General features: G+C 42.2%; 23 protein-coding genes and 1 tRNA gene. 17 read left to right on the forward strand and 7 right to left on the reverse strand.

Annotated elements, in window-relative coordinates:
• Nucleotide 1: 1 nt before the first annotated feature.
• The gene (gene ubiB / locus F9L33_RS07170; protein ID WP_152142089.1) at nucleotides 2-1,531 is read left to right on the forward strand and encodes a 2-polyprenylphenol 6-hydroxylase; all 1,530 of its coding nucleotides are present in this window, start codon (nucleotides 2-4) and stop codon (nucleotides 1,529-1,531) included.
• Here the strand turns inward: ubiB and F9L33_RS07175 are convergent.
• A complete protein-coding gene (locus F9L33_RS07175) occupies nucleotides 1,514-2,371 on the reverse strand; it encodes a phosphotransferase (RefSeq protein ID WP_193221987.1) in 858 nt (285 codons plus the stop codon). The two genes, ubiB and F9L33_RS07175, sit on opposite strands and share 18 nt — an antisense overlap.
• 106 nt (nucleotides 2,372-2,477) lie before the next feature.
• Between F9L33_RS07175 and F9L33_RS07180 the strand changes: the two genes are divergently transcribed.
• The 11 genes from F9L33_RS07180 (at nucleotide 2,478) to F9L33_RS07230 (ending at nucleotide 14,331) form a co-directional block, all read left to right on the forward strand.
• Nucleotides 2,478-2,554, forward strand: a tRNA-Arg gene (locus F9L33_RS07180).
• Nucleotides 2,555-2,817: 263 nt separating this feature from the next.
• Nucleotides 2,818-3,534 (forward strand): DarT ssDNA thymidine ADP-ribosyltransferase family protein, encoded by a 717-nt coding sequence (locus tag F9L33_RS07185; protein ID WP_193221988.1) that lies wholly within the window; start codon nucleotides 2,818-2,820, stop codon nucleotides 3,532-3,534.
• Nucleotides 3,531-4,568, forward strand: a complete 1,038-nt coding sequence (locus F9L33_RS07190; protein ID WP_152142092.1) for a macro domain-containing protein — start codon at nucleotides 3,531-3,533, stop codon at nucleotides 4,566-4,568. Before F9L33_RS07185 ends, F9L33_RS07190 begins: the two co-directional genes overlap by 4 nt.
• Nucleotides 4,569-4,987: 419 nt before the next feature.
• Entirely contained in the window at nucleotides 4,988-6,436 is a 1,449-nt protein-coding gene (locus tag F9L33_RS07195; protein ID WP_152142093.1) for a YfcC family protein, read from the forward strand.
• Nucleotides 6,433-7,653, forward strand: a complete 1,221-nt coding sequence (locus F9L33_RS07200; protein ID WP_152142094.1) for an arginine deiminase — start codon at nucleotides 6,433-6,435, stop codon at nucleotides 7,651-7,653. The genes F9L33_RS07195 and F9L33_RS07200 overlap by 4 nt, the downstream gene beginning before the upstream one ends.
• A gap of 14 nt (nucleotides 7,654-7,667) precedes the next feature.
• Nucleotides 7,668-8,669, forward strand: a complete 1,002-nt coding sequence (argF, locus tag F9L33_RS07205; protein ID WP_152142095.1) for an ornithine carbamoyltransferase — start codon at nucleotides 7,668-7,670, stop codon at nucleotides 8,667-8,669.
• A 6-nt stretch (nucleotides 8,670-8,675) separates the two neighbouring features.
• Nucleotides 8,676-9,584, forward strand: coding sequence for a carbamate kinase (gene arcC / locus F9L33_RS07210; RefSeq protein WP_152142096.1), 909 nt, complete (start codon nucleotides 8,676-8,678; stop codon nucleotides 9,582-9,584).
• Between the two features lie 9 nt (nucleotides 9,585-9,593).
• Nucleotides 9,594-10,001, forward strand: coding sequence for a hypothetical protein (locus F9L33_RS07215; RefSeq protein ID WP_152142097.1), 408 nt, complete (start codon nucleotides 9,594-9,596; stop codon nucleotides 9,999-10,001).
• A gap of 130 nt (nucleotides 10,002-10,131) precedes the next feature.
• The gene (locus tag F9L33_RS07220) at nucleotides 10,132-10,767 is read left to right on the forward strand and encodes an ABC transporter ATP-binding protein (protein ID WP_370452089.1); all 636 of its coding nucleotides are present in this window, start codon (nucleotides 10,132-10,134) and stop codon (nucleotides 10,765-10,767) included.
• A gap of 2 nt (nucleotides 10,768-10,769) precedes the next feature.
• Nucleotides 10,770-13,133, forward strand: coding sequence for an ABC transporter permease (locus F9L33_RS07225; protein WP_193221989.1), 2,364 nt, complete (start codon nucleotides 10,770-10,772; stop codon nucleotides 13,131-13,133).
• Nucleotide 13,134: 1 nt separating this feature from the next.
• Nucleotides 13,135-14,331 (forward strand): efflux RND transporter periplasmic adaptor subunit, encoded by a 1,197-nt coding sequence (locus F9L33_RS07230; RefSeq protein WP_152142099.1) that lies wholly within the window; start codon nucleotides 13,135-13,137, stop codon nucleotides 14,329-14,331.
• Nucleotides 14,332-14,552: 221 nt separating this feature from the next.
• Here F9L33_RS07230 and F9L33_RS07235 read toward each other — a convergent pair whose 3' ends face one another.
• Nucleotides 14,553-15,242: an endonuclease/exonuclease/phosphatase family protein gene (locus F9L33_RS07235; protein WP_152142100.1), complete on the reverse strand. Its 690-nt coding sequence runs from the start codon at nucleotides 15,240-15,242 to the stop codon at nucleotides 14,553-14,555.
• 134 nt (nucleotides 15,243-15,376) lie between these two features.
• On the opposite strand from F9L33_RS07235, the gene F9L33_RS07240 reads away from it, so the two are divergent.
• Nucleotides 15,377-16,048, forward strand: coding sequence for a hypothetical protein (locus F9L33_RS07240; RefSeq protein WP_193221990.1), 672 nt, complete (start codon nucleotides 15,377-15,379; stop codon nucleotides 16,046-16,048).
• A gap of 8 nt (nucleotides 16,049-16,056) precedes the next feature.
• On the opposite strand, the gene F9L33_RS07245 is transcribed toward F9L33_RS07240, so the two are convergent.
• From F9L33_RS07245 to F9L33_RS07255, 3 genes are all read right to left on the reverse strand, one after another.
• Entirely contained in the window at nucleotides 16,057-16,728 is a 672-nt protein-coding gene (locus F9L33_RS07245; protein ID WP_193221991.1) for a universal stress protein, read from the reverse strand.
• A 170-nt stretch (nucleotides 16,729-16,898) separates the two neighbouring features.
• The gene (locus F9L33_RS07250; protein ID WP_152142102.1) at nucleotides 16,899-17,105 is read right to left on the reverse strand and encodes a hypothetical protein; all 207 of its coding nucleotides are present in this window, start codon (nucleotides 17,103-17,105) and stop codon (nucleotides 16,899-16,901) included.
• A 4-nt stretch (nucleotides 17,106-17,109) separates the two neighbouring features.
• Entirely contained in the window at nucleotides 17,110-17,433 is a 324-nt protein-coding gene (locus tag F9L33_RS07255) for a TraR/DksA family transcriptional regulator (RefSeq protein ID WP_152142103.1), read from the reverse strand.
• A gap of 119 nt (nucleotides 17,434-17,552) precedes the next feature.
• Between F9L33_RS07255 and F9L33_RS07260 the strand changes: the two genes are divergently transcribed.
• The 4 genes from F9L33_RS07260 to F9L33_RS07275 all read left to right on the forward strand — a co-directional run bounded on the left by F9L33_RS07260 (nucleotide 17,553) and on the right by F9L33_RS07275 (nucleotide 20,305).
• A complete protein-coding gene (locus F9L33_RS07260) occupies nucleotides 17,553-17,984 on the forward strand; it encodes a host attachment protein (protein ID WP_152142104.1) in 432 nt (143 codons plus the stop codon).
• Nucleotides 17,985-18,043: 59 nt separating this feature from the next.
• Nucleotides 18,044-18,532 (forward strand): Hsp20/alpha crystallin family protein, encoded by a 489-nt coding sequence (locus F9L33_RS07265; protein WP_152142105.1) that lies wholly within the window; start codon nucleotides 18,044-18,046, stop codon nucleotides 18,530-18,532.
• A 113-nt stretch (nucleotides 18,533-18,645) separates the two neighbouring features.
• Nucleotides 18,646-19,476 carry a universal stress protein gene (locus F9L33_RS07270; RefSeq protein WP_152142106.1) on the forward strand — a complete coding sequence of 277 codons (831 nt, stop codon included), beginning with the start codon at nucleotides 18,646-18,648 and terminating at the stop codon, nucleotides 19,474-19,476.
• 97 nt (nucleotides 19,477-19,573) lie between these two features.
• Nucleotides 19,574-20,305, forward strand: coding sequence for a response regulator (locus F9L33_RS07275; protein ID WP_152142107.1), 732 nt, complete (start codon nucleotides 19,574-19,576; stop codon nucleotides 20,303-20,305).
• A gap of 9 nt (nucleotides 20,306-20,314) precedes the next feature.
• Here F9L33_RS07275 and F9L33_RS07280 read toward each other — a convergent pair whose 3' ends face one another.
• Complete coding sequence (locus tag F9L33_RS07280; RefSeq protein ID WP_152142108.1) at nucleotides 20,315-21,844, reverse strand: PAS domain-containing sensor histidine kinase; 1,530 nt, start codon at nucleotides 21,842-21,844, stop codon at nucleotides 20,315-20,317.
• A gap of 54 nt (nucleotides 21,845-21,898) precedes the next feature.
• Complete coding sequence (locus F9L33_RS07285; RefSeq protein WP_152142109.1) at nucleotides 21,899-22,951, reverse strand: sodium:calcium antiporter; 1,053 nt, start codon at nucleotides 22,949-22,951, stop codon at nucleotides 21,899-21,901.
• Nucleotides 22,952-22,975 lie beyond the last annotated feature (24 nt).

Consider the following 22,975-nt stretch of genomic DNA (forward strand, 5'->3'; position numbering starts at 1 on the left):
TATGCGCGGCCCACATAATATCTGGCGTTTGATCCGAACAGGCGCAACATTTGAACGCACAGGTGCGATGAAAATTGCATTGGAAATGTTGGACGTTCCACCCAGCATTAAAATTGCTGCACGCGTATTAGGATGGCCATTCAAATGGCTTGGCCTAAAAGGGGATACGTCCCAGCCACCCGTTTTACGCGCTGTTACAGCCCTTGGTCCTGCTTACATCAAATTCGGGCAAATCATGTCTACGCGCCCAGACGTTGTTGGCCCACAAATGGCAATGGAATTACGCGTTCTCCAAGACAGCTTACCAGCCTTTTCAACGGATGAGGCCAAAGCTGAAATTTTGCGCGAACTCGGACAGCCAACTGATGATCTCTTCTCTGAATTCAGCGAACCCGTTGCCGCTGCATCCATCGCCCAAGTACATCGCGCCCGTCTAAAAGAAACAGACCAAGAAGTCGCCGTCAAAGTATTGCGCCCAAATATCGAACGCGCATTTCAAAAAGACATCGATGCATTTTATTTTGCTGCGAGCACAATAGAATTTCTATCACCTGCATCGCGCCGCCTGCGCCCAACCGCCGTCATCGAACATTTTGACAGCGTTGTTCAGGGTGAATTGGATTTGCGTATGGAAGCATCAGCAGCCGCTGAATTCGCATCAAACACAGAAGATGATGCAAGCTTCGAAGTACCCAAACTGATCTGGGAACATTCCGCACGTCGCGTGATGACCCTAGAATGGGCCGAAGGTATTCCATTGGGCGATTTTGATAGATTACAAGCCAGCGGCTATGATCTGCGCGCGCTTGGCGCACGCATTATTCAAATGTTCCTACGCCACGCATTGCGTGATGGTTTCTTTCACGGCGACATGCACCAAGGCAATTTAAAGCTCGCATCAAACGGCGATCTCGTTGCATTGGACTTCGGCATCATGGGGCGCATCGATGAATACACCCGCCGTGTTTACGCTGAAATCTTGATGGGCTTCATCCGCAAAGATTACCGCCGCATCGCCGAAGTTCATTTTGAAGCGGGTTATGTCCCCGCTGATCAGGATGTTGATGCATTCGCCCAAGCCTTACGCTCTGTTGGCGAACCAATCTTTGGCCAAGGCGCAGATCAAATCTCTATGGCGCGCCTGTTGGCACATTTGTTCGATGTAACAGAACGTTTCGGCATGGAAACCCGTACCGAGCTGATCCTATTGCAGCGCACAATGGTTGTGGTCGAAGGCGTTGCACGATCACTGGACCCAAGCCTAAACCTGTGGACTGTTGCAAAACCAGAAGTCGAAGATTACATCAAAACCCACCTCGGCCCACGCGCTATGGTCAAAGACCTTGTGAAAACGGCAATGGTGCTATCACGGTATGGTCCCAAACTTCCAGAAATGCTGGAAAGCTTCCTGACCCAAGGCAGTAAAGATCCCGTTGTGAAACCAAAACTAACACGCAAAAAATTCGCAGGCTACACAATCGCAGCTACAGCTTTTGCAGCAATCGGGTTTGGCTTAGCGCACCTGCTCTAAAGCTGCGATTTCTAGCAGCTTAGCTTCGCCATACTCTTTCAAACCACGTGCTTCTTTCCACGAACAATAGGCCGCCATACGCCAATGGTAAAACGGCGCCATATGCTTATAACGATCGCGGACATCTTTTTCAGGATAGGCCGCAACAAACGTTGCGCATTCTTCATCTGTTAAAACAGACCCACGATAAACATGTTGCATCGCAGGGGATAAAAACATCGCTAAATCCTCTACAGGATCACCCGCTCCTGGACATTGCCAATCAATCAACCGAACACCGTCTGTGGTCTGTATCAAGTTTCCTGCAACCACATCCGTGTGAACGAAACTCAATACCTCACATCCAGCAACACGTCCTACAGGTTTCAATGCTTCGATAACATCGACATCTTCTGGCTTAACCTCTTTTAAGATATCCAAAGTCTGCATCACCACAGCATCAGAACCAACAGCCAAACTCCGCAAACCTTGAGGTACAGGTTCTGAATGAATGCGCGCCAACAGCTTTGCAACAGACACCACATCATTATTCCAGTCAGTGCCGTGCAAGTAATCATACACCAGCACATCACCGAATGCCGTTTGCATAAAACAAACCGCTTCGGGTGCCACGCCTTTACCAGAGAGTTGTTTCAAACACTCATACTCAGATTGCGGAGCATTTTCATATAGGGGGTTTTGTGTGCTTTCGCTATATAATTTACATACCAGATCACACGTTCCAGAGATTTTCCAAACACGATTGGTCCTCCCTCCAGCCAAGGGCACAAAAACATCTCCTGTCTGGATAATCCCCTCATCCACCAAAAGCTGCCAAACTTGACCCTCAATATCACGCAAATCAATGCCCCCTTCTCTCATGGTCTTCTAGAGGCAGGGTGAAATGCAATCAAGCATGCAAAAGGTGGTTGATCTCAAGGTAACTTATAGCTTTAAACACATTCGTGGCTCTGTGGCTCAACTGGATAGAGCAGCCCCCTCCTAAGGGGCAGGTTACTGGTTCGAATCCAGTCAGGGTCACCATTAAAAACCTTTTAAAACAAAGGGTTTAGCCGATTTAAGCAAAACTGAAAGCTTCACAATTTACGAAAATAAACGAGAACAAACGCAGAATTACGCAAACAATCCGTACCATTCCCGTACCAGTTGGGCACTTTTTGTTCTCTAATTACCTAAAACTTACGGTAATAAGCCATTAGTGGTTTTGGCTCTACAAATACGTTCTTAGGTTGAACATTGCATACAAGCAGTATTTATCTATAGTGAGTTTTCTTGAGGGAGTTATTGTGCCAAACCGTTTTGTATTCCGTCAGGTTGATTATCGTGATATTCCGCTTTTTTTGGAAAACGGAGAGTTGCGTGCACACAACCACCATACACCCCAAAAATGTTATCAAACCAGTTACCCTAATCTTGTTGATAGGCGTGGTACTAATATGTTCAGAATGCCATGCGGGGGAGTAGTTAATGATTATGTAGCCTTTTATTTTTCTCCGTTCACATCTTTTTCATGTTCAATCAATAGAGGTGGTGTTGAAGTCATATCTCCAAACGCTGAACCTTTAGGGAGATCAAATTTTGAAGATAGAGCGTTTTTTGTTTACTCTGTACCTCTATTAACCAGTGCTGGATTACAGTGTTGTTTTAGTGATTGCTCACTCACTTCTAACGCTCCACTTCCTTCAGTAATTCAAGATACTAACAGCATTGAAGATCATATCCATTGGGATCTTTTCGATGAATATCCAATGACAGCGAAGATAGACGAAATAGGTTATGAAGGAGTATGTAAATTTTTTGGTTTCAAAGATACGCCGCCACGCTACCAACTTCGAAAGCAACGCCGAATGGCTGAATTTCTAGTTAGAACATCCGTGCCCGTTGAACTTGCTTCTTGCATTGTGACACCTTCTAGTGGCAAAAAGGAACAAGTGCAGTCAGCGATGGATGCTTCAGACTGGGATATCTCAGTATACTCAAAACCAGAGTGCTTTGTAAGATGACAATCATATTTAAACAAGGAGACATGTTCGAGGAACCCGTTCAGGCGACTGTGAATACAGTCAACTGCGTTGGCGTCATGGGCAAAGGTATTGCTCTTGAGTTTAAAAAAAGATGGCCTGCAAACTTTAAAGCTTATAAAAAAATCTGTGATGCAAAAGAGCTATCTCCTGGAACTTTATTCGTATTTGATACTCATGAACTATTTCCTCAGGATGGTCCTAGATATCTTATCAACTTTCCAACAAAAGCTCACTGGAGAGCAAAATCTAAATACTCCTATGTAGAAGATGGCCTCGATGCTTTAGTTAAAGCTATTCGTGAGTACGGAATTAAATCAATAGCGATTCCACCACTTGGATGCGGTAATGGTGGTCTAGAATGGGCTGACGTAAAGCCGCTGATTGTATCTAAACTCGGGAAACTAGATGATGTTGATATAATTATATTCCCACCCAAAAACTCAGTTGATGACCCTGAACATATCCATTCAGATTTTCCGATGACGTTTGAGCGTGCGGCTCTATTAAAAACCCTTGGTGACTTAGAGGGATACTTCGATGGTGTCTTTGATCGAATTTCCCTCCAAAAAATTGCCTACTTTCTTCAAGTTTTAGGTGTAAACTTTAACCTGAAATTTTCACGTAACCTACATGGTCCATATTCAGAAACACTCAAAAAAGCTTACTTAACTCTGGAAAGTAATGGGATGATTAGTGGGTTTACGGATGGTGATCGCTTATCACACGTAACACCTAGTGGTTACGCAGTTGCCGACGAGTATTTAACTACTACTCGCTCCAGTAATGGAGAAATCATCGATCGTTTAGATAAGTTAATTCAAGGTTACGAAAGCCCATACGGGCTTGAACTTCTTTCATCAGTTCATTGGCTGGCGCATCACGAGGGATATCACCCTGTAGAGAAAGTAGTCGAAGCAATGCAAAGCTGGAGTGAGCGAAAGCGTAACTCTTTCGAGGAAGAGGCTATCAGAGTAGCTTATAGCCGTTTACAAAATGATGGCTTGCTACATTAAGGCTTAAATTACTTCGTACCAAACCAGTACCGTCAGCGCTCTTAAAAATCAGCTAAGACACTGTTAAATAATAGAAATTCAGAATCTGAGCAGCCCTTCGCTAAGGGGCAGGTTGCAGGTTCGAATCCCGCCAGAGTCACCACAAAAAACCTTTTAAAACAAATACCTTACGTTATTTTAATTAAAATTTTAATTCTATAACTAACGGGAATTTACGCAGAAAAATGAGCAATAACGCATACAATCCGTACAATTCCCGTACAGTTAGTTCACGCTTCATTCAATTAGTTTTCAGAAAAAGATGGGGCACTTGAACTATCCTGTTTATTTTTGATTTCGATCAAAAAGTACAAATACTTTACTGACATACTTGGCCTTCAATTCGGTGACTAATCATTTAGAAACTCGAAGGAGATGTTATGCCTGATGCTCACATTCAACAAGAAACCTCATCATCACGCGCGGATTTAAAAGACCGATTTCCGTCTGCTTTTTCCATATTATTCGTTTTGATTTTAGTTATGTCCGCTCTCACATGGATTATTCCTGCGGGTCAGTATGACCGTGTTTCAAACCAAGCTTTGGGTAAAGATGTTCCAATCCCTGGCACCTATCAAGTTGTTGAAAGCACTCCGCAGAGTATCATTGATGTGTTTTTAGCCCCTATAGCTGGGTTTTATGACCCGTCTGAATATATCGCGAATGCTATAGATGTGTCTCTTTTTGTCTTAGTGATTGGTGGTTTTCTGGGGGTCGTCAATCAAACTGGCGCAATTAATACTGGTATTACATCGGCTATGACCCGCATGAAAGGGCGTGAAAAGTGGATGATCCCTATTTTGATGGCGCTTTTTGCATTAGGCGGCACGACATATGGGATGGCAGAAGAAACTTTAGCATTCTATGCGATATTGATCCCAGTGATGATTGCTGCTGGGTATGATGCTGTGACGGGGGTTGCTGTCATTTTGATTGGTGCGGGGATTGGTGTTTTAGGGTCAACGATAAACCCGTTTGCAACAACAATTGCATCTAATGCTGCAGGTATTCCGTTCACTGATGGTATGCCGCTTCGGCTGGCTATTCTAATATTAGGTTGGGTGATTTGTACGGCATTTGTCATGCGATATGCAGAACGTGTTAAGGACGACCCAAGTAGATCTATCGTTGCCGACCGACAAGAGGATAATATTACACATTTCCTTGGAGCGGGAGCTCAAGTTACGGAAGCATTGTCCAAACGCCAAACTTTAGTACTTTTTCTGTTTGTAGCAACATTTGCGGTCATGGTTTGGGGGGTTGCATTGCAAGGGTGGTGGATGGCTGAAATGTCAGCCTTGTTCTTAGCGGCATCTCTGGTTGTTGGGATTGCAGGGTGGATCGGAGAAAAACCTTTTGTCGAAGCCTTTGTGAATGGTGCGCGCGACTTACTGGGTGTTGCCCTTATTATCGGGCTAGCGCGTGGCATCGTTGTTGTCATGGATGCAGGTAAAATTACAGATACTATTTTATTCACATCTGAAGAAGCTATTTCTGGGTATTCGGATATCGTCTTCATCAATGCGATGTATTGGATAGAGGTTTTGATGAGCTTCCTTGTGCCATCAACATCAGGGTTAGCCGTTCTAACAATGCCTATTTTAGCCCCGCTTTCTGATTTTGCAGGTGTTGAACGGGACTTGGCCGTAACAGCCTATCAATCTGCTTCTGGTATTGTGAACTTGATTACACCGACATCTGCTGTTGTTGTAGGTGGGCTAGCCATTGGGCGGGTTCCTTATAACCGATGGCTGAAATTTATCGCACCACTTTTACTGATCTTAACTGTGTTCATTATGGTCTGTTTAAGTATCGGAGTGGTGTTATGAGTGACTTGGGTGTTTATTCAGAAATTGGAAAGCTGCATAAAGTTATTGTCTCTAGGCCGGGGCTTGCACACGAACGTTTGACGCCAGAGAACTGCAATTCCTTACTTTTTGATGATGTATTTTGGGTGGAGCAAGCGCGAAGAGATCACGCTGATTTTTGTCAAAAGATGGAAGAACGTGGCGTTGAGACCTTAGAAGTACGCGATTTATTAACCACAATCTTGAAACAAAAAAGATCCCGCAACTGGATTTTGAACAGATGTATTACTGTTGACGATGTTGGTGTGGGAATGCTCGATGAGTTTTTAGGTTGGTGCGAGGCGATGCCCGCTGAAGAATTGGCTAATTTCCTGATTGGAGGAATAGCAATTCATGACATCCCATTTACACCGAGTGGCATGGTTGCCTCTGTACTCGGGCCTGAAGGTTTCATATTGCCACCGCTCCCAAATATGATGTTCACCCGAGACACATCATGCTGGATATATGGCGGTGTAACATTGAATCCGATGCGCTGGCCTGCACGCCAACAAGAGATGCTATTAATGGCTGCTATTTATCATTTTCATCCAATGTTTCGCAAAATACCCGTTTGGTGGGGCGGTTATGATCAAAACCATAAATCCGCATATCTTGAAGGTGGTGATGTCATGCCTATCGGTAATGGCGTAGTATTGATGGGAATGGGGGAACGCACGACGCCGCAAGCCGTAAGCCAAGTGAGTAATGCTCTTTTTACGGCCGGTGCAGCCGAACATGTTATTGGATGTGTTCTTCCAAAATCCAGATCAGCGATGCATTTAGATACGGTTTTCACATTGTGTGACCGTGATATTGCCACAAGTTTTACAGATGTTGCGCAGGCATTGACTTGCTTTTCTATTCGACCAGATAAGCGCGAAGGTCAGTTAGATATTCGCTTAGAAGATCGCCTTTTTTATGATGTTGTTTCAGAGGCATTAGGTATTCGGAAGCTGCGCATTATTCCAACGGGCGGCGATACATATGAACAAGCACGTGAACAATGGGATGATGGGAATAATGTTGTCGCCTTAGAGCCAGGTGTGGTGGTCGGATATGAACGCAACACATACACCAATAATCTTTTACGTGATGCTGGAATAGAAGTGATCACCGTACGTGGTTCCGAGCTGGGACGTGGGCGAGGCGGAGGACATTGTATGACTTGCCCCATCCAACGTGACCCTGTTGATTGATAAAGGAATATATTATGTCATTAAATCTTAGAAACAGAAGCTTTCTGACACTACGGGATTTTACGGGTGATGAGATTGTATTTCTGTTAAAGCTCTCAGCTGATTTAAAGTCCGCAAAATATGCGGGTACTGAACAGCCACTTTTAAATGGGAAAGAGATTGCACTAATCTTTGAAAAAGATTCAACGCGTACACGCGTAGGGTTTGAAGTTGCGGCGCATGATCAAGGTGCACATGTAACATATTTAGGCCCATCTGGATCACATTTAGGGAAAAAGGAAACCGTAAAAGATACCGCGCGCGTTTTAGGGCGTGTGTACGATGCAATTGAATATCGCGGGTTTGGACAATCCATTGTTGAAGAATTGGCGCAATGGTCGGGTGTACCAGTGTATAATGGTTTGACCGATACATTTCACCCAACACAAATTTTAGCGGATTTGCTGACTATGCGTGAACATAGCGATAAATCTTTGCGTGAAATTGCTTTTTGTTTCCTTGGAGATGTCGGGAACAATATGGGCGTATCTCTTTTAATAGGCGCTGCGAAACTTGGGATGAGCGTCAGGCTTTGTGGTCCAAAGTCATCTTGGCCAGATGCTCAAATCATATCAGATGCAAAGCTCGATGCAGCAAAGACTGGTGCTCGAATTACCATAACTGATGATTTGGAAAGAGGGATAAAAGGATGCGATTTTATATATACGGATGTCTGGGTTTCTATGGGAGAGCCAGAAGGTGTTTGGGCCGACCGTATTGCGCAGATGAAGCCATATCAAGTGACAGAAAAAGTAATGAAAATGGCTGGTAATCCTCATGTTAAATTCATGCATTGCTTACCTGCATGCCACAACTCCGATACGGAGATTGGTCAACTTATAAAGACAAAGCACGGATTAGAGGCACTTGAAGTAACCGAGGATGTGTTTGAAAGCCCTGCATCAATCGTTTTTGATCAAGCAGAAAACCGGATGCACACAATTAAAGCCGTTCTTGTGGCCACATTAGGAGGATAGGATATCATGCGAGTTATAATTGCACTTGGTGGTAATGCTTTATTACGGCGCGGCGAGAGGATGACTGCGAAAAATCAACGCGTGAATATTCGTGCAGCAGCAAAGTCTATCGTTAAAATCATCAGAGATGGCCATCAAGTTGTCATAACCCATGGCAATGGCCCACAAATTGGTCTTTTGGCTTTGCAAATGGAACGGCAAAGTGACCCAACGGCCTTTCCTTTGGATGTATTAGGGGCTGAAACCGATGGAATGATCGGATATGTTTTGCAACAAGAATTGGACAACCTGTTAGGTGAAAAGATTGAAATTGCAACCTTGCTTACACAAATTGAAGTAAAGCCATCTGATACTGCGTTTTTTAAGCCAACAAAACCAATTGGCCCAATTTACACCGAAGAAGAAGCAAAGCGTCTAAAGCATCAACGCGGATGGCATATAGCTCAAGACGGTGAGGCATGGCGCCGTGTCATTGCATCACCTAAACCTATTCGTATTCTTGAAATGGGTGTTATCCAAAAGCTTGTTAATCTTGATGTTGTTGTTATTTGTGCAGGAGGTGGGGGTATACCCGTTGTAAGGCGGCGTGATGACAGTTTTTTTGGTGTAGAAGCAGTCATCGATAAGGATCGTGCAAGCTGCTTGCTTGCCGAAGGTCTGAAAGCAGATGCGTTGCTTATGCTTACAGATGTGGATGCCGTATATTCCGAATGGGGCAGTGATAATGCAAAGCCTATTCACCACATCACGAGCTCTGATTTAAAGCAAATGACTTTTGCAGAAGGCTCTATGGCACCTAAAGTTGAGGCAGCTATTCGCTTTGTTGAAAAAACAGGAGGTGTGGCTGGAATTGGTGCACTATCCGATGCATCAGAAATTTTGAACGGAACAAAAGGTACTATTGTCAAACAATAGGGGATGATAATGTTTACAGCATTAAAGGCTGGCTTGTTTTACTTTCTAGTTATTTTCATTGCAGGATCTATTTTGGGAATTGGTCGCAATGTATTGCTGGTTCCATGGATAGGGGAAATTGCTTCAGTCCTTTGGGAAATCCCTGTCATGCTTTTTATTGCGTGGTTCGTGTCATCTTATGTCATCGAAAAACTCGAAGTAGAACCAACGATAATCGCAAGATTGATAATGGGTGGTGTTGCATTGGCACTTTTGATTGTCGGAGAATTAAGTCTGTCGATATATATGACCTATTTAACATCAGATATGTCTACTGCTTTATATCGCGATACGAAAAGTATTTTAGGTCTTCTTGCTCAAATTACAGCAGCATTTTTTCCTTTATTACAAAGCTACAAAAGAAAGACGTTTGATTAAGGTCAAAGCGTTACTTCTGAATATAATTTACGCAGGTCATATGCCTGTTTCTAAAAATAAGCCTAGGGAAATTTTCAAGATATCCCATCTCTCCAAGATTTATCGAACTGGAGAAGTAGAAGTACGGGCAATGAATGATGTGTCTCTAGACATGATAGAAGGGGAAATGACGGTTCTTTTGGGACCGTCTGGTAGTGGGAAGTCAACCTTTTTAAATATTGTTGGAGGGTTGGATCAGGCAAGCAGTGGAACTGTATTTTTTAAGGATATGGAACTTACATCCTTTAATGAAAGACAGTTAACACGATATCGACGTGATCATGTAGGGTTTGTCTTTCAGTTTTATAATCTTATTCCCAGCCTGACAGCATGGGAAAATGTTGCATTGGTTACAGAGGTTTCGAAAAACCCAATGAAGGCTGGTGATGCGCTGGCAATGGTTGGCCTTGAAAACAGGATGACACATTTCCCTGCACAACTTTCAGGAGGCGAGCAACAACGTGTTGCTATTGCGCGTGCGATTGCCAAGCGGCCAGAGGTTTTACTTTGTGATGAGCCAACGGGAGCGCTAGATTCCAAGACAGGCATTATCGTTCTTGATGCATTGACAAAAGTGAATGAAGAGCTGGGTACAACAACCGCAATCATTACGCATAATGCGGGCATTCAGAAAATTGCCCATAGAGTCATTTCTTTTTTGGATGGCAAGCTTTCAAACTGTCACGAAAACAAATCGCGGATTAAGCCTGCAGAAGTGGTTTGGTAGCCATGCGCGTTCTTGATAGAAAAATAATTCGTGATATCTGGCGTTTATGGGCGCAAGTTCTGGCCGTTGCATTGGTTATGGCATGTGGTGCAGCAACAATCATTATGGCTGTCGGGGCTTATCGGTCTTTGGATGAAACACGTGACGCTTTTTATGATCGGTATAAGTTTGGGTCTGTCTTTGCCTCGGCTGTCCGGGCACCAAATCATTTGAAGTCAAGGATCGAAGCTATTTCGGGAGTATCTGGAGCAGAGCTTAGGATCGTTAAACCTGTTCTTTTGGATGTGATTGGAATGAAAGAACCAGGGTCTGGTATTGCGGTTTCAATACCAGATCATCGCATGACTAAGGTGAACCAGCTTTATGTACGACAAGGTAGATTACCCGAACCAGGGCGTGGGGTTGAAGTTGCTGTTGTTGAATCATTTGCAAAGGCACATGGTTTTGTTCCAGGCGATCAATTTGGCACAATAATTAACGGAAAAAAACTAACGTTAAACATCGTTGGTATCGTTTTGTCGCCAGAGTATATTTATTCGCTTGGGCCAGGGGAAATGGTACCTAATCCCAAAATATTTGGAGTTTTTTACATATCTGAAGAAGTCTTGAGGGGGCTCTTTGATATGGAAGGGAGTTTCAATGATTTGAGCATTACAACAATGCGCAACACAGAGTTAGAAAGTGTCATCAAAGATATTGACGCGTTGTTGGAACCATATGGTGGAGTCGGTGCGTATGATAGAGAAGATCAAGCCTCGAATGCTTTCCTAGACGCAGAGTTAGATCAGCTTCGTGCTATGGCAAAAATTATCCCACCTATATTTTTATTTGTCTCCGCATTCTTAGTTAACATGATTTTATCACGATTGATTGCTCTTGAAAGAGAACATGTGGGTTTATTCAAGGCCCTTGGGTATGGCAATATTGCCATTGGTGGGCATTATGCAAAGCTGGTTATAGTGATTGCCATAATAGGTATCCTTATTGGGTCTGGTGCCGGTTTATGGCTTGGTATGGGTTTAACCCGACTTTATGCAAGCTTTTACTCGTATCCATTTTTACTTTTCGAACAAAGTTATGATCTATATGTTTTGTCTGCTGGGATTACTTTAACCGCAGCACTCTCAGGAGCTGTGAAATCAATTTGGTCCGTTGTTATCCTTCCGCCTGCGGTTGCGATGCGACCTCAGGCACCGACACGTTATAAAAGCCTCTTTGTAGGGCGGATGAATTTCACGCGCATCTTTTCGCAACTGACAACAATGGCGTTTCGACATATTATAAGATGGCCCGTACGTTTTCTGATGACAACTTTTGGCACAGCATTGTCGGTAGCATTGCTGGTCACGTCTTTGTTTTCGTATGATTCAATTGAAGATATGATTGATGTTATATTCTTTCAAACGGACCGTCAGGATGTAACGCTTACGTTTTCTGATGACCGTGGGCAGGACGTTTTATGGCTGGTCAATAAATTACCTGGGGTGGTTAGGGTCGAACCCTTTCGAGCTACTCCAGTTAAACTTAAAAATGGGCACCGCACGATGCAAATGTCACTACTTGCCCTGTCGCATGAAACGGACTTATCGCAAATACTGGATATCGATTCAGCACCAATGGAGCCGCCAAAAAACGGACTGGTTATATCAGAACGTGTGGCTGATAAATTGCATTTAAATCTTGGCGATTTGGTTGATGTGGTTCTGACCAAGAAAAGCAACCGTATTGCAAGCCTGCCTATTTCGGGAATAGCCCAAAGCTATGTTGGGTTAACGGCTTATATGTCGTTTGAAGCACTCAATCGTGTGATGCGTGATGGTCAAAGGGTATCTGGCGCGCGCATAAAAATTGACGAGGCAAAGCTTGATGAGTTTTATGAAGCGGTGAAAGAAACACCCGTGATTGCATCAACAGCTTTGCAAGATATTTCAAGGGATAAGTTCCGTGAAACCATTGAGCAAAACATCACAACGATGACATCCGTTTATATTGTACTTGCCGTTATTATTACATTTGGAGTGATTTATAATTCTGCCAGAATTCAGTTGTCTGAACGCGCAAGAGAATTAGCGAGCTTGAGAGTTTTTGGATTTACGCGGGCAGAAGTATCAAGTGTTTTGATGGTAGAACTCGCCATTATAGTTTTGCTTGCGCAACCTCTTGGGTGGTTACTTGGCTACGCATTATCGTGGTCAGTGGTGAAAGGGTTTGAAACCGATCTTTTCCGTATTCCTCTTGTTGTAAATGCAAATACTTTTGCATGGGCTAGCGTTGTCGTGCTGACTGCTGCGCTGGTTTCAGCCTTAATCGTCCGGCGTCGTATCGACCATTTGGACTTAATCAGCGTTTTAAAAACGAGGGAGTGATATGGATATTTGGGCAAAACGCATTGGCGTAATTCTGATTGTAGCTGTTATTGCTGCGGGCTTTTATTTGGCATTCCGTGAGAAGCCGATCTTGGTTGATATTGCAAAAGTCGAAATTGGGCCAATGCAAGTGACAATTGATGAGGAAGGGGTCGCACGTGTGCGCGATACATACATTGTTTCCTCACCTATATCGGGGCATTTGGATAGAACTAAATTGGAAGAAGGGGAACCAGTTATTGCAAATGAAACGATTATTGCATCAATCCACCCACTTGACCCACCGTTTCTGGATAAACGTACTGAAGCCGAATTAGAAGCTGCGTTAGAAGCCGCAAAATCAGCGTTTACTTTAGCGAAAGTTGAACGTGCTCAAGCTCAAACAGCACTTGAACAAGCAGAGTCTGATTACCGTCGAACTTTGGAGCTTTCAAAAACTAATGTTGTGTCTGAAAGTAAGCTTGAGCGCGCATATAGCGAATTAAAATTGCAACAAGCACAGGTCGAAAGCAGAGATGCTGTTATTCGGTTGCGACAAGCAGAAATCATCAGTGCAGAAATTCGTTTGCAGCAACCTAATAGTGTATCGATGGTTCCAAGAGATAAAGGATGTTGCGTGCATCTCATATCGCCAATTGATGGCGTTGTATTAAAAGTACTGGCACGCAGTGAACAAGCCGTGACACCAGGCACGTCCATCACCGAAGTGGGTGATCCTCAAAATATTGAGATCGCAGTTGATTTACTTTCGAGTGATACACCGAGATTGAAAATGGGTTCGAAGGTTGAGATTAGCGATTGGGGAGGTGATAATGTTTTAGAAGCGCGCATTCGCAGGATTAATCCCGCCGCCTTCACTAAAGTTTCCTCCCTTGGGATAGAAGAACAACGTGTTGATGTTATCCTTGATCTTAAAACTGTACCTAAATCAATCGGCCACGGGTACCGCGTTTTGGCTAAGTTAGAAGTGTGGTCAACAGAAAGCGCATTACAGGTTCCTGTAGGGGCCTTATTTCGCTCTAATGGGGATTGGGCCGTTTTTACTGTTGATGATGGTGTAGCAAGGTTGCAAACACTTAAATTAGGTCACATTAATAATCAAATGGCAGAGGTTTATGAAGGTCTTGCCTCTGGGCAAGAAGTGGTCCTTTACCCAAGTGATTTATTAGAAGATGGACGACTTATATCGATTAGATAAATGGTCATGATCCAGATCAATGTGATGCGTGAATAATTCGTTAATGATCGTATCATAATATTAGGAGCGGTCATGATCAGATGTTTTATAAGTCTTATATGTATTGGCACAATATTGATAAGTTGTGACACAAAAAGCGACCCAACAGAGCCTATCATATGCGAGATGTGTAATGGCCCATTTCATAAAGAAACAGGCGAAGAACTTTAATTTACCAACTCTTAATGGATAGATATGTCAGCCCAAACAGGTAAATGATCCGATGCAATTTTTGCTACTTTTTTCTCGTATACACCTGCGTCATTAACTGTAAGGTCATTCGAATATGCAAATCTATCAAGTTGAGCCATTGGAATTGCTGAGTGAAAGCTTTTACCAGGAGATAAGATTGAAAAACTATCTGATATTGGCTCCATACCCTTTTTCAAAGACCATTCATTGAAATCACCCATAATAATTGTGGGGAGTGTCTTTTTCTTTGCGAGTAGATTTTGCAAGTGATCCAGTTGTTTGATCCTGCTCTTTCGTAAGAGCCCTAAATGTATTGCAACTATACGTATTGGGTTGCCATTTTTCACATGAACGTCAGCCATAAGTGCCCCGCGCGGTTCCAGCCCAGGCAAGGTAATGTCTTCAACATTTTCTGCATTTGCATGTTTGTTTATTAAAATTGAATTGCCATGCCAGCCCAGGCTTTGCGCTGTTTTATCCATTGAAACGGGTTTCATATTTGTTTTCCGCCTGATCTCATCAAATGGGATTGAAGTGGGGCGTTGCCCAAGGCGTTTGTCAGCTTCTTGTAAAGCAATGACATCAACCGAAAGATCATCAATTATGGATAGGACACGCTGCGGATTACGTTGGCGATCAAGACCAATGCACTTGCGAATGTTATAACTTGCGATTTTCATATCCGATTAAATTCCTACCTTTTTTATAATATAGGTATTCAGCTGCTATTTTATAATTGCTCTTCGTCATTATTTTCCAAATAATCAAAGTTAGAATACACTCTAATCTCTATTTAATCTGAAAAGGTGTGTCTGTGCTTTCATTGACAAATATCCCCACCTATATCGTTTGGTGTGTTTTGGTCGTGGCCTCTTTCGCTGGTGCTTTTACGCTCAATTGGTCGTTAGCAGCCGTTGCTGCTGGTACATTTATACTGACGCTTATTCCGACAATTTTTCAAAATAAGTTCCCAATAAAATTACCAGCCAGTTTTGTCTCAATGATTGTCGTCTTTATTTTTGCAACAATTTTTTTGGGTGAAGCTTTCGATTTTTATGAACAGTATTGGTGGTGGGATGTTTTGCTTCATGGCGGATCTGCAATGGGGTTTGGGTTGTTTAGCTTCTTATTTGTTTTTCTGTTGTTCGAGGGTGATAGGTATGCTGCCCCCGCATTAACTATTACGTTTATAAGTTTCAGTTGCGCTGTTTCTATTGGTGTGGCTTGGGAGATATTAGAATTCACAGTGGATACACTGTTTGGTCTTAACATGCAGAAATCTGGCTTGCAGGACACCATGTGGGACTTGATTGTCGATTGTATTGGTGCGTCTTTATCTGCGTGGTGTGGTTTCTTTTATCTAAAAGGCCGAGAGCTGGGTGGTTTTTCCCAGCTCACAGAGGAGTTTATTCAGTTAAACAAGACGTTTATACAAAAAATGCGCGACCGCAAACGGCTTAAACGTGATGAAAAAGATAAACTTTAGCGATATCTTTAAGCGGACAATAAGACTGGAACGGTTGTGTTTTTCAAAACAGCCTTAGCACTATCACCGTGTGTTAAATTATATCCAATACCATGATGGCCAGCCCCGATAACAATTAAATCATGGCTGCCGTTTTTTGCTTCATTTGTAATTTGTTTTCCAACGGATTTATGACTTAATTTTGAATGCCAAACATTCATATTTGCACCGTGTCTATCAAGCATCGAAGCAATTTCATGGCCGTCTGTTATACTTTCAGTACATATAGATTTCTTTTTGTTAACGGTCATCAGTGTCGTATTTTTTGCTTTTTGCATAAATCCTAATGCGCTGTGAACAGCATTGCTTGCCTCGGCACTTGCACGCCAGCCTACTAGAATATTTTGTGGTGTCTTTTTGAGTTCATATCCTTCTGGGATGACCAGAACAGGCCTTCCGGAACCCATGATCAATTTGTGTATTGGCTCCATTCCTATTGATGTAACTTGTGCCCAAGTTGGCAAAGACATGAGAACCAAATCCGCCCCATAAGTATCAATCAACAATTGTCTGGTTTTCTGTTTCCCAGTTAAACGTTCTACTCTGTATTCTGATATAAAATCTTGCGATTTTGTATGTGCATCGAACGTCTTTTTTATTTCATAGTGCTCGTGGGTATTTTGGGCCGTGATTTTTTCCATGATATCATCAGTGAAATAACTGGATACCGCTTGAGGTAGATCAAAGTCTAAGAAAGGTTTTACACAAATCAAATGAGCGCCAAAGTTTTGAGCGATTTCACAAGCGGCTGGGATTAAAGTTTCTGCGCTATTGGGGTTCTCTATGATTGCGAGTATAGTTTTATACGACATTATTTATCCTTTCCATTTGATTGCCCTTTGTTTTCTGAAAGCAATTCTTCTGCGCGAATAATTTCATCGGCAACAGGCAGACCCAAGCTTTTATATTCAGAAATTTTCTCGCGTAATTGCTCTTGTAGTTGGTGATAGTCTTCCGGCTGTTCAGTCATCTCTTCTAATAAAAGAAGGATAGATGCCTTTAATGCTTCCATTGCCATTGGATCATCCTTTATTCATACAATTTCGACATACTGCTGCATAAGGAATTGCGTTAAGACGCTCCATAGATATGGGCTCACTGCAATTCGCGCAGATACCATAACTTCCCTTCTTAATGTTTTTTAATGCGGTTTGAATCAGTTTGATCTCTTGTTGTCCCACAATTCCAAGCTCTTCAAGAACTTCCGTATGTTCGACCTCTTGTGCAAAGTCTTCCGCATCTTTGGAGTGAGGTGTATCTAGTTGGTCCTCTAAAGAATGTAATCTTGAATTCAGAAATCTTAATCGCTCTTCTAAGATCAGTTTTTGATGACGCCATTTTTGCATAGTCACACTCCTTATATGGAGCATTTATAAAACAGTTGAACCTAAGTGTGATTGATTTAGATCAATGATAGAGGCGATATTTTTGGTTAGTTTTAAGATGCAATCTTAATAGGTGAGATATGAAACATCCTAAAACTTGGTTTGTGATCGCTAATCAATCATCAGCGAGATTTTTTGAAAACACAGGTGTCGGAAAAGGACTTCAGACTGTTGAATTAACGCCGCTTAGTAATACAAATGAAACGGTTTATAGGAACAAACAAGGGCGGACGTATGACAGTGTTGGTTCTACACGTCATAAGCTCGAGGCAAATACCAAAGAAATATCAGCTCCTTTTGTTGCTCAATTATTAGATGATTTGGCACTGCAAATGGAAAACGGGCGGTTTGACAGATTGATCATCTGTGCCGCACCCAAAGTTCTTGGCGAGATCCGTAATACTATGAAACCGCCAATGAAAAAGGCCGTATATGCGGAGTTGGATAAAGACTTGGTTAATACGCGCTTGGATGATCTTCCATCGCACTTTGAAAATGTGATTGCTCTTTGATTTGGGTCAAAGCCAATTTTTTGAATTTCAATATTCTGTGCGTATGAAAGGAGATTACCATGAAGAAAGAAACGCTTCCAGATTTCTGGAAAAATACTGATAATTACTTCCCGTTATTTACAACACTGCATCATGAAATTGATCGCGTCTTTGATAAGTTTGTATCTCTAAAGCCTGAACAGCAAAAAGATGCTGGTGCTTTTAAGGGAGTGTCTTTTCAACCTGTTTTTGACGTTTCAGAGGCAAATGGCAGTTTCACGATCGATGTTGAATTACCAGGTATGGATATCGAAGACTTTGATATTTCGTATAAAGGCGAAACTCTGGTCATTTCAGGCGAAAAAACGACTGAGAAAGATGAAACTGAAAACGATTATCATGTTGTAGAACGTAGCTACGGTAAGTTTTACCGATCTATACCGCTGGGATTTCAAGTGGAACCCGAAGAAGTAAAAGCAACATATAAGAATGGTGTTTTGACTGTCACTATCCCAAAGCCAAAAGAGCTAGAAGATAAGTCGCAAAAGATCGAAGTATCCGCAGCTTAACTCATCAATGTCATCTAGGCGATTATAGCCGCTTAGGTGACATTTTAATTATTGCTTAACTCAAATCACTAAGTGCGATTTTTGACCAAGCATTTTTATCAAGGAAAAATAAAATGGTTTTTAAATCTATCCTATCATTTCATTTGGTTTATAATGATATGCATGACCTTTTCGATATTATTGAGTTTTCTAAAAATAACAGTTCGCATTTAGATATTGTAATTATGGTTCCATTTATTCGACCTGTTGTTGCGGGCGATGGCATGGTGACACATGATACGATGCTTGAACAAAACCAAGAACTGTCAAAGAAAGCAAAACAACAAAGGCAAGCATTGTTAGAGTATGCTGAAAAACAGCGTGTATCACTGTCTGTCTGTGTCGAAATTGCAGACAGATTGCAATTCCGTGCGATAATGAGAAACTATGCAAATTGTGCAGATGCACTTATTTTAATGCGTAGTGAAATCAACAATAGTGATATTGCTGAAAAGGTATTTATTAGTGTTTTAATGGATACGAGTTGCCCAACGGTTTTGTTGTCAGGGAAATCGCCTGTATTTAAAGATTTAAACAATGTTTTGGTGGCTTGGGATGGTGGGGCGACTGCGGCTACCTCGGTACGTCAAGCTTTACCGATATTACAAGTTGCGCAAAAAGTTACATTGGTTTCCATAGACCCAAAACCTGCAAAAGAAGGTGACGCTCCTGGGCATGATATGGCGCTTTATCTTTCCAGACACGGTGTAACTGTAGATGTTGATTTAATACCAAGTGCAGGCAAGAGTGTTGCACATGCTCTTTTCCAAGCTGCGGAAGATATTGATGCTGATATTGTCGTTATGGGGGGATATGGCCGTAGCCGCCTAAGCGAGTGGATTTTAGGTGGCACAACACGCGAAACACTGTCCGATGCTAAACGGACTGTTTTTTTATCCCATTAGAATATTTGTAATAAATCACCCAAAATGTTAAACAGATAAACTGTAGATGAAGTCATTAGTGCCGCTTAGTTAATTCGTTACATTGAGGCCTTTTAATATGAAATCCACTCAAAGCACTATTCTGATTGTCGATGATGATCCTAAAATTCGAACATTGCTTCGGCGGTGTTTGGAGCTTGAGGGATATAATATTTTAGAAGCCGAAAATGCTTCTGAAGTTAAAAACTGTTTTGCGAAACATCATATCGATTTGGTTACGTTGGATTTGAATTTAGGTGCAGATAATGGGCTGTCTATTGCGACAGAGTTAAAGTCTACACATGATGTGGCAATCCTTATTATTACAGGCAAGGGCGAGGTCATTGATCGTGTTGTCGGCCTAGAGGTTGGCGCCGATGATTATATTTCAAAGCCATTCCATGTTAGAGAAGTTTTAGCGCGTATCAGATCTGTCCTGCGCCGAACAAAATCACCATCACGAGCGGTTATGAATGACCATACTGTTTGTGATGCCACGTTCGCATTTGAGGGATGGACGGCGATCCCTTCAAGACTAGAATTGAAAGATTCATCAGGCGTTATTAGTGATCTTACATCTAGTGATTTTAAACTACTCATGGTTTTCTTAGAAAGGCCAAAGCGGGTTTTATCACGAGAACAACTTATGGATTATATTGGTGGTATTGAATGGACACCACTAGATAGGACAATAGATAATCAAGTTGCTCGGTTGCGCAAAAAAATCGAACCAGACCCCGCAAACCCGATGATTATTAAAACCGTTCGTGGAATTGGATATATGTTTGCCTCTGATGTTTTGCAAAGTTAATTATTGATGCTAATGCCAGATTTTCGCGATTTTTTGCGCTAGCTCTGCTTGGCCGTAAGGCTTGCGCAGCACTTCAATTTTCAAATCACTGAGTGGGCCATTCTGAAGAATACCCTTTGAGTATCCTGATGTTAAAAGTACTTTGATATCGGGATATTTTAATTTGATATATAATGCGAGATCTTGTCCTGAAACTCTCCCAGGCATGATCAAATCTGTAAACACAAGTTGGATATCCGGATGTGTTTGCAACATTTCTTTAGCATGGTTTCCATCTTTAGCTTCCACCACTTCATAAGACAAAGATTCAAGTCTTTGCACAGCCAAGCGGCGCACATTTTTATCGTCTTCAACAACTAATATAAGCTGGCCTTTCCCTTGTGTTGTGCTTTTGGGAGTTGAGGGGCTCACTTCTGCGACATGCTTATTATCAATGTAACGAGGAAGGTACATGTTCACAGTCGTTCCATATCCCAATTCGCTGTAAATTGTGGTATGCCCGCCAGATTGTTTGCAAAATCCATGAACCATGGACAAACCTAACCCCGTTCCTTTACCGACTTCTTTCGTCGTAAAGAATGGATCGAAAGCTTTTTGCACCGCCTCATTGCTCATACCACTACCATTGTCCGAAACAGAAAGGCGTACATAATCGCCAAAGGTAATAGTCGCTCCTAAAACATCCATGGTTTGATCGGCCGTAAAGTTGCTGGCTTCAATGACAAGAAGCCCCTTATTATTCAAAGCATCTTTGGCGTTTACAGCCAAATTTACGATCGCGGATTCAGCCTGATTAGCGTCTACTTGGACAGGCCATAAGTCGTTTTCGAAATTAACCCTAAAATCATGTAGATTGCCAAGGCTGCGTTTTAAGAGCGGCCTAATTCGTTCAATTAGTGCGCCTAAATCTACAACCTCAGGATATAGTAGACTACGCCTAGCAAAGGAAAGAAGCCTGTTTGTTAGCTCTGCTCCCATTGCTGCAGCGTCCTGAGCTTCTTGCAAAAGTTCAAGTTTTATCGGGTCTTGCAGTTGCATTTCCAATAACTCAAGGTTCCCAGAAATAATGGTTAAAAGGTTGTTGAAGTCATGTGCTATTCCGCCAGATAGCTGTCCGATGGACTCCATTTTATTTGCTTGAAATAGGGAACGTTCAGCAAGCTTTCGCGCCGTTAAGTCATGAACAATGCCTGCATAGAAAACTTGCCCATCCACGTTAAATTCGCTGACGGCAAGATGCATAGGGAATACAGATCCATCTTTACGTTTACCTTGAACTTCACGCCCAATACCTATGATTTTTTTATACCCCGTCTTATTATAATTTGCGATATATTCATCATGCTCAGATGCCCATGGTTCTGGCATTAAGAGCTTAACATTATTTCCAATGAGTTCGTCTTTTTCATATCCAAATAAGGTTTCTGTGGATTTGTTTATTGTACGGATATTGGCATCTGTATCGATGGTAATAATGGCATCAACAGCAGATTCTAATAAAGCTGTTAGCATATTATTATTTTTGTTTTCAGCGACCAATATCAGATATCCTTAGGGTTATATTAAGTCTATGAGTAGGTAGGGTCGAATAAATTATTTGATAAAGTAAAAAATAATTAACCCTGAAAAATACGTTAAGATCACCAAAAGGCTATCGATACCAAAGCCCGCAATGTTTATTTTCCTACGAACGATCAAGCCTACAAGATATATAGTTGTTGTCAAAAGGCCCAAAGCAACTGCGAGCTCTAATGTATGAGACGTATGCTTTAAGATAGGGCCAGATCTATCAAGAGTGTCTGCGGGCAACACGAGAACGAGCATAATAAGGTTGCTACCGAAAATATTTGAAATTGCGAGTGTATAAGCCCCTAATCGTACTGCGGCTATTGTGGTTGCAAGCTCTGGTAAGGATGTAGCTGCCGCAAGAAAGGTAACACCTACAAAGCTTGATCCTAATCCAGTCTGTAAAGCAATCTTTTCAGACAACATAACAATACCAACACCGAAGAATAGAATACAGCCACAGGTGAAAGCTGTTAATAAGTATGTTTTATGTAGTTTTGTGTCTCTGATTTTTTGCGCAACGCCAAACTTAAAAGAACTGGGTTCCGATAATTCAGGTAAATCGATAGGAATCCAATCGTTATTGGTTTCGTAACGCCGCAGTAATACAAGCGCAGAAATATATAGTATTGCAATTGTAATGCTGCCTAAGCCAACGCCATATATCGCAATAGGTTCACCAAGTAAGATGATTATTTGCAGACATACAAGTAAGGTGACCAATAGGGTGGCTTCTAAAGCGCTGCTGGCTTTTCTTGGGTAATTTGTAATTGCCCCGCGTGCCCAAAAATCTGCTACGGCTAAAATTGTTGTTTGAAGGGCAATACCTCCAAACAAATTATTAAGTACGAGATCAGGGTTGCCAATAATTGAGCCACTTACAGTCGTGGCGATCTCAGGTAAAGATGTTGCTGATGCTAAGAGAACTAGACCAATTGTTGTACGGGCAAGTTTATGACGTTCTGAAATGAAATCCGCGATGATTGTTAAACGTGTCCCTGCCCACCAAATACCTGCTGTGAATATTAGGAAAAGCAATAGATTGTATTCAAGGGGAAGTGTCTGGATGAATTGGTACATTGAAACAACATAAGCAATATACAG

The sequence above is a fragment of the Amylibacter sp. SFDW26 genome, assembly GCF_009184395.1.
In the GTDB taxonomy this organism is placed as follows: domain Bacteria; phylum Pseudomonadota; class Alphaproteobacteria; order Rhodobacterales; family Rhodobacteraceae; genus Amylibacter.